Raw genomic sequence first — 13,193 nt, forward strand, 5'->3', positions numbered from 1 at the left:
GGGATGAACCAGAGCGCCGTGCGGCGCGTCAACACCTCGGTCGTCCTGCGCGGGCTCGCGGTGTCCGCGGGGCCCACGACACTGACCGCGCTCGCCGAGCGGGCCGGGCTGTCCCGCCGGACCATCGAGCTGATCCTGGACTCGCTCGTCGAGGCGGGCTGGGTGGCCGAGTTGGAGCGGATCCCGACCAGCGGCTCCGCCGGACGACCGGCACGGCGGTACGAACTGCGCGCGGAACACGCCCTGTTGGCGGCCGTCTACATCAACACCGCTGACGCATCGGCCGTGATCGCCGACGTACGCGGCCGTATCGTCGGCCGGGCACACCGCCCGCTGCGCGCCTACCAGGACCCCCAGGCCACGCTCGACGACGCGGCGACCTTGGTGCGGGAGGCACTCGACGACGCGGGTGGATCGCTCGACCGGCTGCGCGCGGGTGCGGTGGCGGCCGGTGGCGCCATCGACGACGAGGGAGTCGTACGACGCCTGGTGCACACCACGCGCTGGGAAGGCGTGCATCTGCCCAAGGAGCTCGGGCGGCGGATCGGGGTGCCCTGGTTCGCGGACAACGACTCCAACCTCGGTGCGCTGGCGGAGCGTTGGCGGGGCGTGGCCGCTGACCACGACAACGTCGTATGGGCGCACCTGGGCAACCGGACCGGCCTCGGCATCCTGATCCGAGGGGCCGTGCACCGCGGCCTGGACGGCGCCGCGGGCGAGATCGTCGAGGCCCACTCGATCCCGACCGAAGCGATCGCCAACCGTCCGGTGGCCTTGCTGAGTTCACCGGAGGCGGCGCAACGCGCGGTGGCGCGGGAACGCTTCGACGCAGCCCGGGCCGGAGACGCGGAAGCGCTCGCCGAGGTCGACGAGTTCGTCGAGAACATCACGTCGATCCTCACCACCCTGTCGTGGACGGTCGCGCCCTCGCTCATCGTGCTCGGCGGCGGTCTGGAGGACGCGGCCGATGTGCTGCTCCCCCGGGTGCGCGAGGCGATGCGCGTCGCCCGTACCCCCGCGATCGAACTGCGCGCCACCGGTCTGGGCCGCGACGCCGCGCTGATCGGCGCCGTGAAGCTGGCGCTCGACCGCATGGACACCGAGCTGTTCGGCCCTCTGGCCCCCAGCTCCTAACTCCCCCCACGGCAACCGACTTTGGAGTCTCCCTGTGACCGACACCCCGCACACCGACGTCCTCATCGTGGGCAGCGGCATCATGGGTTCCGCAGTGGCCCGGCTGCTGCGGGAGAGCGATCCGGGGCTGGGCATCACGATGGTCGACGGCGGCAGCCCGATCGGCGAGGCGCCCGGGCTGCATCTGCACGACGTGGCGGATCCGGCCGTCTGGTCGCGGTACAACGAGCGGGTCGAGTCCGGCATCCAAGGCATGTACACCGGCGCCGAGTTGGTGCGCGAGGTCGCGGACGACCTGGCCGATCTGACGCCCGGCATGTTCCACGCGCTGGCCTTCGGCGAGGACGCCGAGGCGATGCCCGCGGCAGCGCTGGCGTGGAACGCGGGCGGCATGGGCGTCCACTGGACCGCCGCCACCCCGTGGCCGGCCGGCCCCGAGGTCTTCGACTTCGGCGACCCGGCCCGCTGGGCGGCCGACCTGGACACCGCGCGCCGCCTGCTCGCCGTCTCCCCTTCCCCCATCGGCCCGACCGAGGTAGGTCGCGCTGTCCTCGACGTCCTGCGCCGCCGCTACGACGACACCGCACCCGCCGACCGGCGTCCGCAGCCGATGCCCATGGCCGTCACGGCGACGGACTCGGGCCCCATGCCACGCACGGCACCGGGGACGATCTTCCCGGCGATCGCGGCGGCCGACGACCCGGCGTTCACGCTGCTCACGGGAACGCTCGCCACCCGGCTCCTCGTCGCGGACGGCCGGGCCACCGGCGCCCGCCTTCGCCGCGTCGCCGACGGCACGGAGTCCGAACTCCACGCGGACACCGTGATCGTGTGCGCCGACGCACTGCGTACCCCGCAACTGCTGTTCGCCTCGGGCATCCGCCCCGAAGCGCTGGGCCGTTACCTCAACGAGCACGCGTTCATCACCGCCCAAGTCCTCCTGGATCTCGACCGGTTCGGGATCGACGTGGACGACCTGCCGCTCCCCCGCCCCGGCGAGTTCAGCACGGACTCGCTGTGGCTGCCGCAGAACGGTTCGGCCCAGCCGTTCCACGGCCAGATCATGAACCGGACGTACGTCGACGAGCACGGCCGCCCGCTCGCGCACGCCATTGGCCTGTCACTGCTCGTCCCGGTCGAGTCGCGCCCCGAACACCGGCTGGTCTTCTCGGAGTTGGAGACGGACCTCGCCGGACTGCCGCGCATCGGGGTCGAGTTCGCCTACACGGACACCGACCGCGCACTGATCGAGCGGGGTCTCGCCGAAGTCCGTTCCCTGGCAGAGGAGTTCGGCTCCTTCGACCCCGCGACCGAACTCGCCCTGCTCCCGCCCGGTTCGTCCCTGCACCTGACCGGTACCGTCCGCTCGGGCACCGCCGACGACGGAACCAGCGTGTGCGACCCGGACGGCCGGGTGTGGGGCTTCGACAACCTGTACGTCGCCGGCACCGGTGTGATCCCCACACCGATGGCCGCCAATGTGACCTTGACCGGCGCGGTGACGGCCGTAAGAGCCGCGCGAGCCGTCATCACCCGCACCGCGCCGATCCCCGCGCGCTGAGAGGAAGCCCGAACGTGAAGGAAGCCCGGACGTGATCGACATCGTGAAGGAATACCGCGTGGCGCTGCCGGCGTGGATCGACGACGAGTTGGCCGACGTGCCCGCTGTCGTCCCCGGCCGCGAGGACCGGATGCGGCTCGTGCACCGACTCGCGGACCGCAACTGGCGGGAGGGGAACGGCGGTCCGTTCGCGGCCCTCGTCGCCGAGCGCGACACCGGCCGGATCGTCTCGGTGGGCGTGAACGTCGTTCTCGCCTCCGGGGTCTCCAGCGCACACGCGGAGGTCATGGCCCTCGGCCTGGCCCAAGTGGCCACCGGCGGCTGGGACTTGGGCGCCTCCGGCCTCCCGACGCACGAACTCGTCGTCAACTGGCGCCCCTGCGTCCAGTGTTACGGGGCCACTCTGTGGTCCGGGGTGCGCGGTCTGGTGGTCGCGGGCGAGGGCCCGGAGCTGGAGGAGATCACCACGTTCGACGAGGGCCCGCTGGGCGCGGACTGGGCCGAACAGTTCGAGGCACGGGGCATCGAGGTCGTAGGAGATGTACTCCGGGACGAGGCGCTGACCGTCTTCCGGAACTACCGCAAGGCCGTCGACGAAGCGGACGGTGTCGTCGTCTACAACGCACGCGGAGGTGCCGAGTGACCCCGCGCTTCGCCACGGACATCGTCACCTTCTACCACCCGGACTTCTGGGATCTCCCCACCGCGGATGCCGTACGAGCGTGGGCGCTTGCGCACCCCGAGCACTTCTGGGAGCGGGTGATGGACGCGCTGGACGAGGCCGGCGTCACGGGCATCGAACTCACCTTCGCGCCGGGCGACATCGCGTCGGCGCTGCGGGCCTTCGGCAGCGCGCAGGGCTTCCGGCGCGAGCTGGTGTCCCGGGGGCTGGCCGTCGTGAGCGCGTTCGTCGCCGGGGAGGACAGCCCCGACTGGCGGGACGCCGAGAACCTGCCCGCGATCGTCGCCGACGCCGAACGACGTGCGGCCTTCCTCGTCGACGTGGGGGCCGAACTCCTCATCACCGGGCTCCCCATGCGCACGACGTTCGGGACGCGACCGCCTCTTTTCGTCGACGCTCCGTACATGACGCGCATGGCGGACATCGCGCACGCGGTGGGCGAGGCCGTCTCCCGGCAGGGCGTGCGGCTCGCCGTCCACACGGAGTCCAACAGCACGCTCTGGTACGAGCGTGACATCGACCTGTTCATGGCCTTCACCGATCCGCGCTACGTCTGGCTGTGCCCCGACTCCTGCCACATCGCGCTCGGCGGAGGCGATCCGGTGGCCGTGGCCGGCCGTCACGCGCAGCGCATCGCCCTGGCGCACTGGAAGGACGCGGTCCGGCCGATCGACGTGGAACTCACCATCGACGAGACCGTCTTCGCCCAACAGCAGCCCTACATGGCCGAGTTGGGCTCGGGCATCGTCGACTGGAAAGCCTGGGCCGCCGTGATGTCCCGGACGCCCGGCGCCGACACGGTACTCATCGAACTGGACGAGGCGGCCGATCCGGTCGCCGCGTTGCTGGCGGGGAGGGCGGTGGCGTCGTCGGTGCTGCCGTGACCGGTGATCCGGTGTCATGACCGGGGGCTCGACACCGCCTCCAACTGCCGCGCGAAAACGCTTACTTGATACGATCCGATCATGCCGCGCCTGGTCGACGTTCCTGGGTACGTACGCTTCTGGACCGCCTCCGCGATCTCGTCGTTCGGTTCACAGATCACCGGGCTGGCGCTGCAGATCCTCACCGCCGTCACGCTGAGCGCGTCCGCCACGGAGGTGGGTCTGGTCAGCGCGGCCCGCTGGGCGCCCTACCTGCTGTTCGGGCTCGTGGCCGGGGTGCTGGTGGACCGCTGCCGGCGCAGGCCGGTCATGGTGGCCATGGATCTCGGCAGGGCCGTCCTCCTCGGCGTGATCCCGCTGCTGTACGCGGTGGACCGGCTCAGCATCGCCGCCCTGTGCGCGTGTGTCTTCGCCTTCGGCGTGCTCTGTCTGTTCTTCGAGGCGGCCAACCATTCCTACGTCCCGCAGCTGGTCCCCAAGGACCTCCTCAACGCGGGCTACGCCCGGGTGGGACAGGCCGACGCGCTGGCCGGGTCGACCGGGCCGCTGATCGCCGGAGTGCTGATCAAGGTCGTCGGCGCTCCGCTCGCCGTGCTCGTGGACGCCGTCAGCTATCTGGTGTCCGGCCTGCTGCTCACCTCGGTGCGGGCCCACGACCCCGTTCCCGACCGCGGCGCGCGGCGCAGTCTCCTCACCGAGCTGCGTGAGGGGGTGGCCTGGGTCTATCGCCATCGGATCCTGGCGTCCATCGCGCTGACCTCGCACCTGATGCTCCTCTTCAACACCGTCGTCAGCACGGTCTTCGTGGTGTTCGCGCTGCGCGAACTGAGGATCGGGGACTTCGGTCTGGGCGTGGCGTACGCCTGCGCGGGCCTGGGCGGAGTGGTGGGCGGCGCGTTCTCCGGACGCGCGGCGCGGCGGTTCGACGTCGGTGCCGTGCTGATCGCGGGCCGGCTCGTCGCCGCCGTCGGCTGGCTGCCGCTGGTCCTCGCCCAGCGGGGACCGTGGGCCCTGGTCTCGGTGTCGCTGGCGTTCTTCGTGGTCTCCGGCGCCATCTCGCTGGAGAGCCCGGTGGAGATGAGCTACCGCCAGGCGGTCACCCCCGACCGGCTGCGGGGACGGATGAACGCCACGATCCGCTCGTTCAACTGGGGCATGGTCGCGATCGGCGCGCCCCTGGGCGGTCTCCTCGCCGACCGGGTCGGCTATCGGTTCGCCCTGTGGGTGGGCCTGTCCGGCGCGGTCCTCCAGGCACTCCTGCTTGCCGGGTCCCGCACCCGGAAGGCCAGAGACACCGACGGGGTCGAGCCTCTCGTACGCGCCTGAACCCGGGATTCACCCGAAATGCGCCATTCGGAAAGCCGGGGGATGCTGGGAGGGCCAACGCACGTCCGAAGGAGGACAGCCATGTCGTTCATGGACAAGGTCAAGGGAATGCTGGGTCAGCACCCCGACCAGGCCAAGCAAGGCGTGGACCGGGCGGGAGACATGATCGACGAACGCACGGGCGGCAAGCACGCCAAGCAGGTCGACATGGCGCAGGACAAGGCCAAGGACTTCATCGACCGCGACAGGCCGCAACAGCCCTGACCGCTTCTGTCCCCGTATCGACCTCGATGCGACCCAAGTGCACCCCGGAAAGCACAGAGTTAATCGACTGCTGATGTGAAAGGCTTGCGCGCCCGGGCCCTGATCCATACATACTCCCCCCACAAGAAGCCACAACTCTGGGGGGAGTTGGCTCATGCAAGGCACGATCGACGGGTTCCGCTACGGTGCGGTCACCCCGGTGGCGGCCTATCTGATGGCCTGCCTGGGAGGGGCTCTGGGGCTGCGCTGTGTGGTGCGGTCCCTGCACAACAGACAGTCGTGGAAGGCGGGTTGGCTCGCGCTCGGCGCGACGTCGATCGGCAGCGGCATCTGGACGATGCACTTCATCGCGATGATGGGCTTCCAGGTCGAGGAGACCCGGATCGGCTACGACGTCGGTCTCACGGTGCTGAGTCTGGCCGTGGCGATCGTCGTGGTCGGCGTCGGCGTCTTCGCCGTGGGCTACCGCGGCGCGACCGCCGGCACCCTCTCCGCGGCGGGCGTCATCACCGGGTTAGGAGTCGCCGCCATGCACTATCTGGGCATGGCGGCCCTGAAGTTGAACGGCGACATCGAGTACCGGACCAGCACGGTCGCACTCTCGGTGGTGATCGCGATCGTCGCCGCGACGGCCGCCCTGTGGGCGGCCGTCTCCATTCGCGGCTTCCTGGCGAGCCTGGGCGCCAGCCTGGTGATGGGTGTGGCCGTGTCCGGCATGCACTACACGGGCATGGCCGCCGTGAGCGTCCATTTGCACGGTACCGGCGGTGCGTGGACGGGCGACTCGGCCAACTCCATTCTGCTTCCCATGCTGTTGGGACCGACGATCTTCCTGCTGCTTGCCGGGGTCGTCGTGATGTTCGACCCGCTGCTGGTGATGGGCGAGGGCAACTGGGACCGCTCCTTCGCCCGCCACCCGGTCGCTCCGGACGCCGGCGGCAAGCAGCCCACCCCGCGCCCCGACTCGCTCTTCGACACACCGGACCACCCGGCGGCCGGTCAACCGGGCCGGTACGAGAGCCCGGCCGCCCCACCGGGCAGCCGCCGCAGCCGCATCACCCGCAGAGGCCCCGCCACCCCGACGCCGGGCCGCCGGGCCCCGTACGGCAGCCCCGCCGTCCCACCGCCGGCGAATCCCCGCAGCGCCTACACCGCCCCGGCCGACCCCGTACGCGGCCGCCCGGATCCGCACGGCGCCCCGAAGCGCCCCGGGGAGTGGTGACCAACACAGGGCGCCACGGCCCGACTTGAGCCACCGATCGCCGTAGCGATCAAGTGACCCTACGGCGGCCTCAGTTGGGCGCACCCGGCGGCACCCTGGGCAGTGGATCGACCCGCACCGATCCCGCATCGGCGAGGAACGCCCTGATCAACTCCCCTGCCTCACGCGCCTGTTCGTCGCCCTGGCACCGCAACTCCGTCCCGAGCCGCCGCACGGCGCCGCGCAGTGCCATGCGGACCGGGGTGTGGAGGGCGGTGTCGTCCAGCAGGGTCAGCAGATGGTTCAGGAGGGTCCAGTCCGCCGCGTGCTGCACGGCCGCCCTGCCGGGCAGTTCGGCGGGTACCGGGTCGGTACGGCGCCAAGTGGCGGCGAGGAGAGCGTCGACGATGTCGGTGACGCCGGGCGCCTCGGGGTCGGCGGCGTGCTGCCAGGCCACCCGGTTGAGCCGGGCCGGGTCCAGCAGGTGCTCCGTGACCAGTACGGTCGCGACCCGTACGGCCTCGAAGGGGTCGAAGATCCGTCCGGCAGCCGTGTCGAGGTACTGCTCAGTCCGGCCGTAACGAATCGCGGGCGGGGTGAGAGTGTCCAACACCGAGCCGGGCAGGGCCAGTTGCTCGGCGCTCAGCAGACCGGCCAGTCGATCCAGTGCCGTGTGCTGGGTGGCCGCGTCGACGGCCTGCGCGCCCCGGCCGTCCTCGCCCGCGAGGCCGTACGCGTAGCGCACCCCGCCCACCAGCCGGGCCACGGCCGTCACCTCGTGGCGGTGCAGGAGGTGCAACAGGACGGCCCGTTCCTCCAGTTCGCCGGTCTGCCGGTCGGGCGGCAGTACTCCGCGCGAGAAGCCGTCCAATGCGACACGGCGGACGCGCAGCATCGTCTCCAGCGCCTGGAGGGCGTCCGGACCGGTCACCCAGGTCACGGCGTCGGCGTGCGCGACGTTCGGGCCCTGGGCGTCCTCGTCGGAAAGGTAGATCAGGCCCGACTCGGCTGCCTCGCGGCGCAGTTCGGCGAGCGCGGTCTCCTCCTCCCCCGCGTCGAACCGGCCGTAGGCGTGCGCGACCAGGAAGTGGTCCCAGGGTCCAAGCCCCGTGCCGTACGCGGCGGTCAGGTCGAGGTCGCCCTCGTCCGTGACGCCGATCCGGGCGTGCGGGTAGTCCATGACGGACGGCTCGGGGTGTCCCGTACTGGCGAAGTTGTGCATGAAGCCGAGCGCGTGGCCGATCTCGTGCGCGGCGAGTTGGCGCAGCCGGGCGAGGACCAACTCCTCGACGGCGGCGAGGCGTTCGGCCTCGTCCGGGCGGCCGTAGGGGGCGAGGAGGGCTTCACCGAGCGCGCGGACCTGTTCGACGCGCTGGGAGCCGAGGCGTACCCGGGCGTGCAGGATCTCGCCGGTGCGCGGGTCGGTCAGGCCCTGGCCGAGGGACCAGCCGCGGCCCGACCGGTGCACCCAGACCACGCCGTTGACGTCGGGGTCGTAGGGGTCGAAGTCGTCGCCACCGGGCTCGACCCGGTAGGCGTCGGGGAGTCCGATGCGGGTGAAGGCGCGCTGCCACCAGTTGCCGCCCTCGACGACAGCGGAGCGGAAGGGCTCGGGGACGGCCGGGTCGATGTGGAAGACGATCGGGGCGCCGCCGGGTTCCGCGCGGAAGCGGGGCTGGAGCTTGACCTGGGTGCTCGCCCGGCCGACGAGGCCGTGGTCGGCGTAGCCGATGCCGTAGCCGCCCGAGGCCGGGTGGTAGCGCCGTACGGGCAGCGGGGTGGCGGGCAGCCGCATGAGGTTCAGCTGCTGGACGACGGTGAGGGCGCGGGGGTCGGCGGCGACGGCGCGGACCGCCGCTCCGCGGCCGGGGCCCCGGAAGGTGAGCAGCGCGGGGAGCCGGACGGCGGTGGGTCCGGTGCGGCTGTCGGCGACGAGCGGGAGGCTGGTGGACGCGTCGATCGTGTGGTCGCCCTGCTCGAACGCGTGCAGATGCTCGGCGATCGCGTCGTGGTCGGCGAGGACGAGCCCGGTGGCGTCGACGACCGCCGCGCCGTTCTCCTCGCGCAGCACGGGTGCGCTCCACACCACGGACAGCGCGAACGACTCGTCGCCGGCCCGTACGGCGGCCGCGTCGCCGGAGGCCCGGAAGTGCTTGTTGCGGACGGCGAACAGGACCCGGTCGCCGACCCGGCGGAACTCCGCGAGCCGCGCCTTCCCCGCCCTGCCCCGGTCCAGCCACAGGTCGCTGGAGCCCAGGCCCTGGGAGAGGGAGACGGTGAGGAGGAAGGGTTCGTCGAAGTGGCGGATGCCCAACAGCAGCCGGTCCGAACGGAGTTCGGGGTCGGGGATCAGGTCGATGAAGTCGGCTTCGCCGGGCATGCGGGGGCCTTTCGGTCGAGCATCGTCGAGTTGATGTTGTCAGGCCCCTGCTTCCCGTACCGCGATGGCTCGTTGTTACGGTGCACCGGTGTCTGAATCTTCACGCGATACCGCCGAAGGCGCCGGTTGGGGCACCGCTGAGCGCGGCGCGTACCAGCAGCTCATGCCGTCCCACGTCGAGAAAGTGTCGTGGCTGAACCCGAAGACCCTGTGGGCCGCGCGCAACGGTGTGCTGGCGTCCTGGTTCGGGGACCCGACCGGCGCCACCCGCGGCCGCTGGGTGGCGCAGCGCGCGGAGGCCGGCGCACCCGCCGACAAGGTGATCCGGCGCGACGATCCGGACACCTTCTCCTTCATGGTCATCGGCGACACGGGCGAGGGCGACGATCCCCAATACGCCGTCGTGCCGGGCTTTCTGAAGATCAGTCAGGAAACGGCGTTCGCGGTCGTCGCCAGTGACGTCATCTATCCCGTCGGCACCGCGGACGACTACGAGACGAAGTTCTTCCGCCCGTACCAGGCCTATCCGGCGCCCATCTACGCGATACCCGGCAACCACGACTGGTACGAGGGCCTCGGCGGTTTCATGCGCGTCTTCTGCGACGACGCGCCCGCGCTGCCCGCACCGAAGGCGCCGCGCCCGCTGACCCGCGCCTGGTTGCGCTCGCTGCTGTGGCACCGTCCCAGCCCTTCCGACGGCGAACGCCTGGACAAGGCACGGGAGTTGCGTTCCTCGCCGGTCCAACAGGCCGTGCAGCCGGGGCCGTACTGGGCGATCGACGCGGGCCCGGTGCGCATCATCGGTATCGACACGGGCCTGTTGGGCACGATCGACGCCGAACAGGGCGCCTGGCTGCGCGAGGTGGCGAAGGGGCCCACGCCGAAGATCCTGATCACCGGTTCGCCTCTGTACGTCGACGGCGAGCACCACCCGTGCGCGATCGAGGGCGGTGGCACGGTCGACGACATCGTCAGCGATCCGGCCCACCACTTCGTCGCCGCGATAGGCGGCGACATCCACAACTACCAGCGCTATCCGGTGCGGTTGGCGGACGGCCGCACGCTCCAGTACGTGGTCTCGGGCGGTGGCGGCGCGTTCATGCACGCGACCCACACCGTGCCGCGCGTCGACATCGCGAACGTGACCGAGCAGGACTTCCGCTGCTATCCGCTGCGCGGTGACTCCCTGGCCTTCTACAGTCGGCTCTACGGTCGCCGACTGCACCTGCGCCGCTTCTTCACCCTCACCGAGGCCGAGGCGTCGGCCGTGATCTGCGAGCGCCTCGGCATCCCGCCGACCCGCACCCCGGGTCCGCCCGTCCGGATCACCCGGCGCGTCCGCCTGGTCGCGAGCCTGCTGGGCGCCGGGAGCCGTCCCGACCGCCGCTCGCGGTTCCGCCTCCCGGTGCGCAAGATCTACACGCAGCTCTTCTCGCCCGGCTCGGTGACGTACAGCCCGCCGTTCTTCAAGTGCTTCCTGCGCCTGGACGTGACCCCGGAGGCGATCCGGCTGCGCTGTTTCGCGGCCACCGGCAATCGCGCCCAGGAGATCGACCCGCCGGTCGAGGACGAGATCACCATCCCGCTGAACTGATCACACGCGCGCAATGTTCGCCTGTCACAATCGGGACAGAACAGAACTGACGTACGACTGCCGGAGGAGCCCGTGCCGCCCACCTCACGCCCGTTGCGGAAGCTGGGCTTCCTCACGATCGGCCTCTTCGACGAGGCCGATCCGCGCCGGGGCCACGAGTCGACGCTGGAGATCATCGAACTGGGCGAGCGCCTCGGCTTCGACAGCGCGTGGCTGCGCCACCGCCATCTCCAGTACGGCATCTCCTCCCCCGTCGCGGTCATGGCGGCGGCCTCCCAGCGCACCAGCCGTATCGAACTGGGCACGGCGGTGATCCCGCTCGGCTGGGAGAACCCGCTGCGGCTGGCGGAGGACCTGGCGACCGTCGACATCCTCTCCGGGGGCCGCATCAACCCGGGCGTGAGCGTCGGCCCGCCGATGCACTTCGACCAGCTGAAGGAGGCGCTGTACCCGGACACGGCCGACGTCGAGGACTTCAGCTACGAGCGGGTGCGACGGCTGCTGGACTTCGTGCGGGGCGAACCGGCCACCGACTTCAGCGGGGTCGAGGGCTTCGAGGTGTTCTCCGACCGGGTGCAGCCGCACTCCCCCGGTCTCGGGAGTCGCCTCTGGTACGGCGGCGGCAGCAGCGGCTCGGCGAAGTGGGCGGGCGAGCACGGGATGAACTTCTTGACGAGCAGCGTCGTCAAGGCCGAAGGCCCGGACGAGTCAAGGGACTTCGCCGAGATCCAGCTCTCTCACATCCGCACGTTCCGCGCCCACCACCCGGACGGCGAGGCCGCGCGGGTCTCCCAGGGCCTGGTGGTCATCCCGACCGACTCCGCGTCGCATGAACAGCGCGCGAAGTACGAGGAGTTCGCCCGCAAGCGCACTCCCCGTACGACGTCACCGCAGGGACCGGCCCGGCTGATGTTCGCGCCGGACATCGTGGGCACCTCGGAGCAGATCGCCGAACTCCTGCACGCGCACGCCGCGTTCAGGGAGATCGACGAGGTGGCGTTCGCGCTGCCGTTCACCTTCGAGCACGAGGACTATGTGCAGATCCTCACGGACATGGCGACGAAGCTGGGGCCGGCGCTCGGCTGGAAGCCCGCCGCCTGACCTCGCTGTCACCAGCGGCCGGGCTCGGTGCCGACGATCGGCTCGGACGGCTTGCCGTCGACGCCGACCGGTATGTCGCCGGTGAGCATCACGCGGTGCATGGTGCGCGGGAAGCCGAGGTGGGCGTTGTCGCTGGGGGCGAGGTGGATGGTGGCCCGGTTGTCCCAGAAGGCCACGCTGCCCGGCTCCCAACGGAACCGGACCGTGTACTCGGGCCGGGTCGCCTGCGCGAGGAGCATCTCCAGGATCGCAGCGCTCTCCGCGCGGGAGACGTCGGTGATCTGCTCCAGGTAGTAGCCGTTGACGAACAGCACCCGCTCCCCCGTCTCGGGGTGCACCCGTACCAGCGGGTGCACCGAGGCGACCTGATGGTCCAGGAGATGGCGGACGTACGCGTCGTCGCCGGGCCGCGGCTGATAGCCGACGCCGAGCCGGTGCTCGGCCCGCAGTCCGTCCACGAACTCCCGTACCGGCTGCGAGAGTCCGGCGTACGCGGCGGCCAGGTTCGACCAGGTGGTGTCGCCGCCGTAGGGCGGGACGGTCTCCGCGCGCAGGATCGTCGCGGCGGGCGGGTCGACGCGGGCGCCGTGGTCGCAGTGCCAGCCGCGCAGCAGGGTGTGCCGGCGCCGCTCCAGCCACTCCTCGTGCTCCATGCCGAACCGGCCGCCCAACTCCAGCCGGTCGGCGGTGGTTTCGACCTCGGGGAAGCCCGCCGGTGACGCGCCGCCGCGCCGCCCGAGCACGACCGGTTCGCCGAACCGGCGCGCGAACGCCACGTGTCCGGTGTGGTCGAGCCGTTGCCCGCGGAAGAACACGACCTTCCAGCGCAGCACCGCCGCCCGGATCGCGGCGACCACGGCGTCGTCGAGTTCACCGGCCAGGTCGACACCGGTGATCTCGGCCCCGATGTGCCCGGCGGCGGGCCGCACCTCCATGCCGTCCACCCGCACCGCGTCGTCCGTCGTACCGCTGTCCGTCGTCATGCCCACTCCGTCGTCGTACGTGCCCGGTCGGCCGTCCGTCCCAGGTCGTCCCCTATCGGGTCGTACCCAGGTCGTACGGGTTC

At 71.3% G+C, this 13,193-nt stretch carries 11 protein-coding genes; 9 read left to right on the top strand and 2 right to left on the bottom strand.

The features are described from left to right. Positions 1 to 3 precede the first annotated feature (3 nt). The 7 genes from ACIBK4_RS11995 (at position 4) to ACIBK4_RS12025 (ending at position 7,073) form a co-directional block, all read left to right on the top strand. Positions 4 to 1,134 (top strand): ROK family protein, encoded by a 1,131-nt coding sequence (locus ACIBK4_RS11995; protein ID WP_398995042.1) that lies wholly within the window; start codon positions 4 to 6, stop codon positions 1,132 to 1,134. A 34-nt stretch (positions 1,135 to 1,168) separates the two neighbouring features. Continuing rightward, positions 1,169 to 2,695, top strand: a complete 1,527-nt coding sequence (locus tag ACIBK4_RS12000) for a GMC oxidoreductase (protein WP_398994514.1) — start codon at positions 1,169 to 1,171, stop codon at positions 2,693 to 2,695. Positions 2,696 to 2,726: 31 nt separating this feature from the next. Further along, entirely contained in the window at positions 2,727 to 3,338 is a 612-nt protein-coding gene (locus tag ACIBK4_RS12005; protein ID WP_398994515.1) for a nucleoside deaminase, read from the top strand. Further along, a complete protein-coding gene (locus tag ACIBK4_RS12010; RefSeq protein ID WP_398994516.1) occupies positions 3,335 to 4,261 on the top strand; it encodes a sugar phosphate isomerase/epimerase family protein in 927 nt (308 codons plus the stop codon). Before ACIBK4_RS12005 ends, ACIBK4_RS12010 begins: the two co-directional genes overlap by 4 nt. An 81-nt stretch (positions 4,262 to 4,342) precedes the next feature. Beyond that, positions 4,343 to 5,587 (top strand): MFS transporter, encoded by a 1,245-nt coding sequence (locus ACIBK4_RS12015; protein WP_398994517.1) that lies wholly within the window; start codon positions 4,343 to 4,345, stop codon positions 5,585 to 5,587. An 81-nt stretch (positions 5,588 to 5,668) separates the two neighbouring features. Beyond that, entirely contained in the window at positions 5,669 to 5,851 is a 183-nt protein-coding gene (locus ACIBK4_RS12020; RefSeq protein ID WP_398994518.1) for an antitoxin, read from the top strand. Between the two features lie 154 nt (positions 5,852 to 6,005). Further along, on the top strand, positions 6,006 to 7,073 hold the full coding sequence (locus tag ACIBK4_RS12025; protein ID WP_398994519.1) for an MHYT domain-containing protein: 1,068 nt from the start codon (positions 6,006 to 6,008) through the stop codon (positions 7,071 to 7,073). 70 nt (positions 7,074 to 7,143) lie between these two features. Here ACIBK4_RS12025 and ACIBK4_RS12030 read toward each other — a convergent pair whose 3' ends face one another. Continuing rightward, entirely contained in the window at positions 7,144 to 9,432 is a 2,289-nt protein-coding gene (locus tag ACIBK4_RS12030) for a zinc-dependent metalloprotease (RefSeq protein WP_398994521.1), read from the bottom strand. Positions 9,433 to 9,520: 88 nt separating this feature from the next. Here ACIBK4_RS12030 and ACIBK4_RS12035 point away from each other — a divergent pair, with 88 nt between their 5' ends. Next, entirely contained in the window at positions 9,521 to 11,026 is a 1,506-nt protein-coding gene (locus tag ACIBK4_RS12035) for a metallophosphoesterase family protein (RefSeq protein WP_398994522.1), read from the top strand. A 72-nt stretch (positions 11,027 to 11,098) separates the two neighbouring features. After that, a complete protein-coding gene (locus tag ACIBK4_RS12040; RefSeq protein WP_398994523.1) occupies positions 11,099 to 12,127 on the top strand; it encodes an LLM class flavin-dependent oxidoreductase in 1,029 nt (342 codons plus the stop codon). A gap of 8 nt (positions 12,128 to 12,135) precedes the next feature. Here ACIBK4_RS12040 and ACIBK4_RS12045 read toward each other — a convergent pair whose 3' ends face one another. Continuing rightward, entirely contained in the window at positions 12,136 to 13,110 is a 975-nt protein-coding gene (locus ACIBK4_RS12045) for a TauD/TfdA dioxygenase family protein (RefSeq protein WP_398994524.1), read from the bottom strand. Positions 13,111 to 13,193: the final 83 nt, after the last annotated feature.

Origin of the sequence: Streptomyces sp. NPDC050528, assembly GCF_044457795.1 — a bacterium.
Lineage (GTDB): Bacteria > Actinomycetota > Actinomycetes > Streptomycetales > Streptomycetaceae > Streptomyces.

Bases quoted from the DNA above. Each gene is read 5' to 3' on its own strand.
- ACIBK4_RS11995 (WP_398995042.1), top strand. From the start codon at position 4: ATGAACCAGAGCGCCGTGCGGCGCGTCAACACCTCGGTCGTCCTGCGC.
- ACIBK4_RS12015 (WP_398994517.1), top strand. From the start codon at position 4,343: ATGCCGCGCCTGGTCGACGTTCCTGGGTACGTACGCTTCTGGACCGCC.
- ACIBK4_RS12020 (WP_398994518.1), top strand. From the start codon at position 5,669: ATGTCGTTCATGGACAAGGTCAAGGGAATGCTGGGTCAGCACCCCGAC.
- ACIBK4_RS12025 (WP_398994519.1), top strand. From the start codon at position 6,006: ATGCAAGGCACGATCGACGGGTTCCGCTACGGTGCGGTCACCCCGGTG.
- ACIBK4_RS12030 (WP_398994521.1), bottom strand. From the start codon at position 9,432: ATGCCCGGCGAAGCCGACTTCATCGACCTGATCCCCGACCCCGAACTC.
- ACIBK4_RS12045 (WP_398994524.1), bottom strand. From the start codon at position 13,110: ATGACGACGGACAGCGGTACGACGGACGACGCGGTGCGGGTGGACGGC.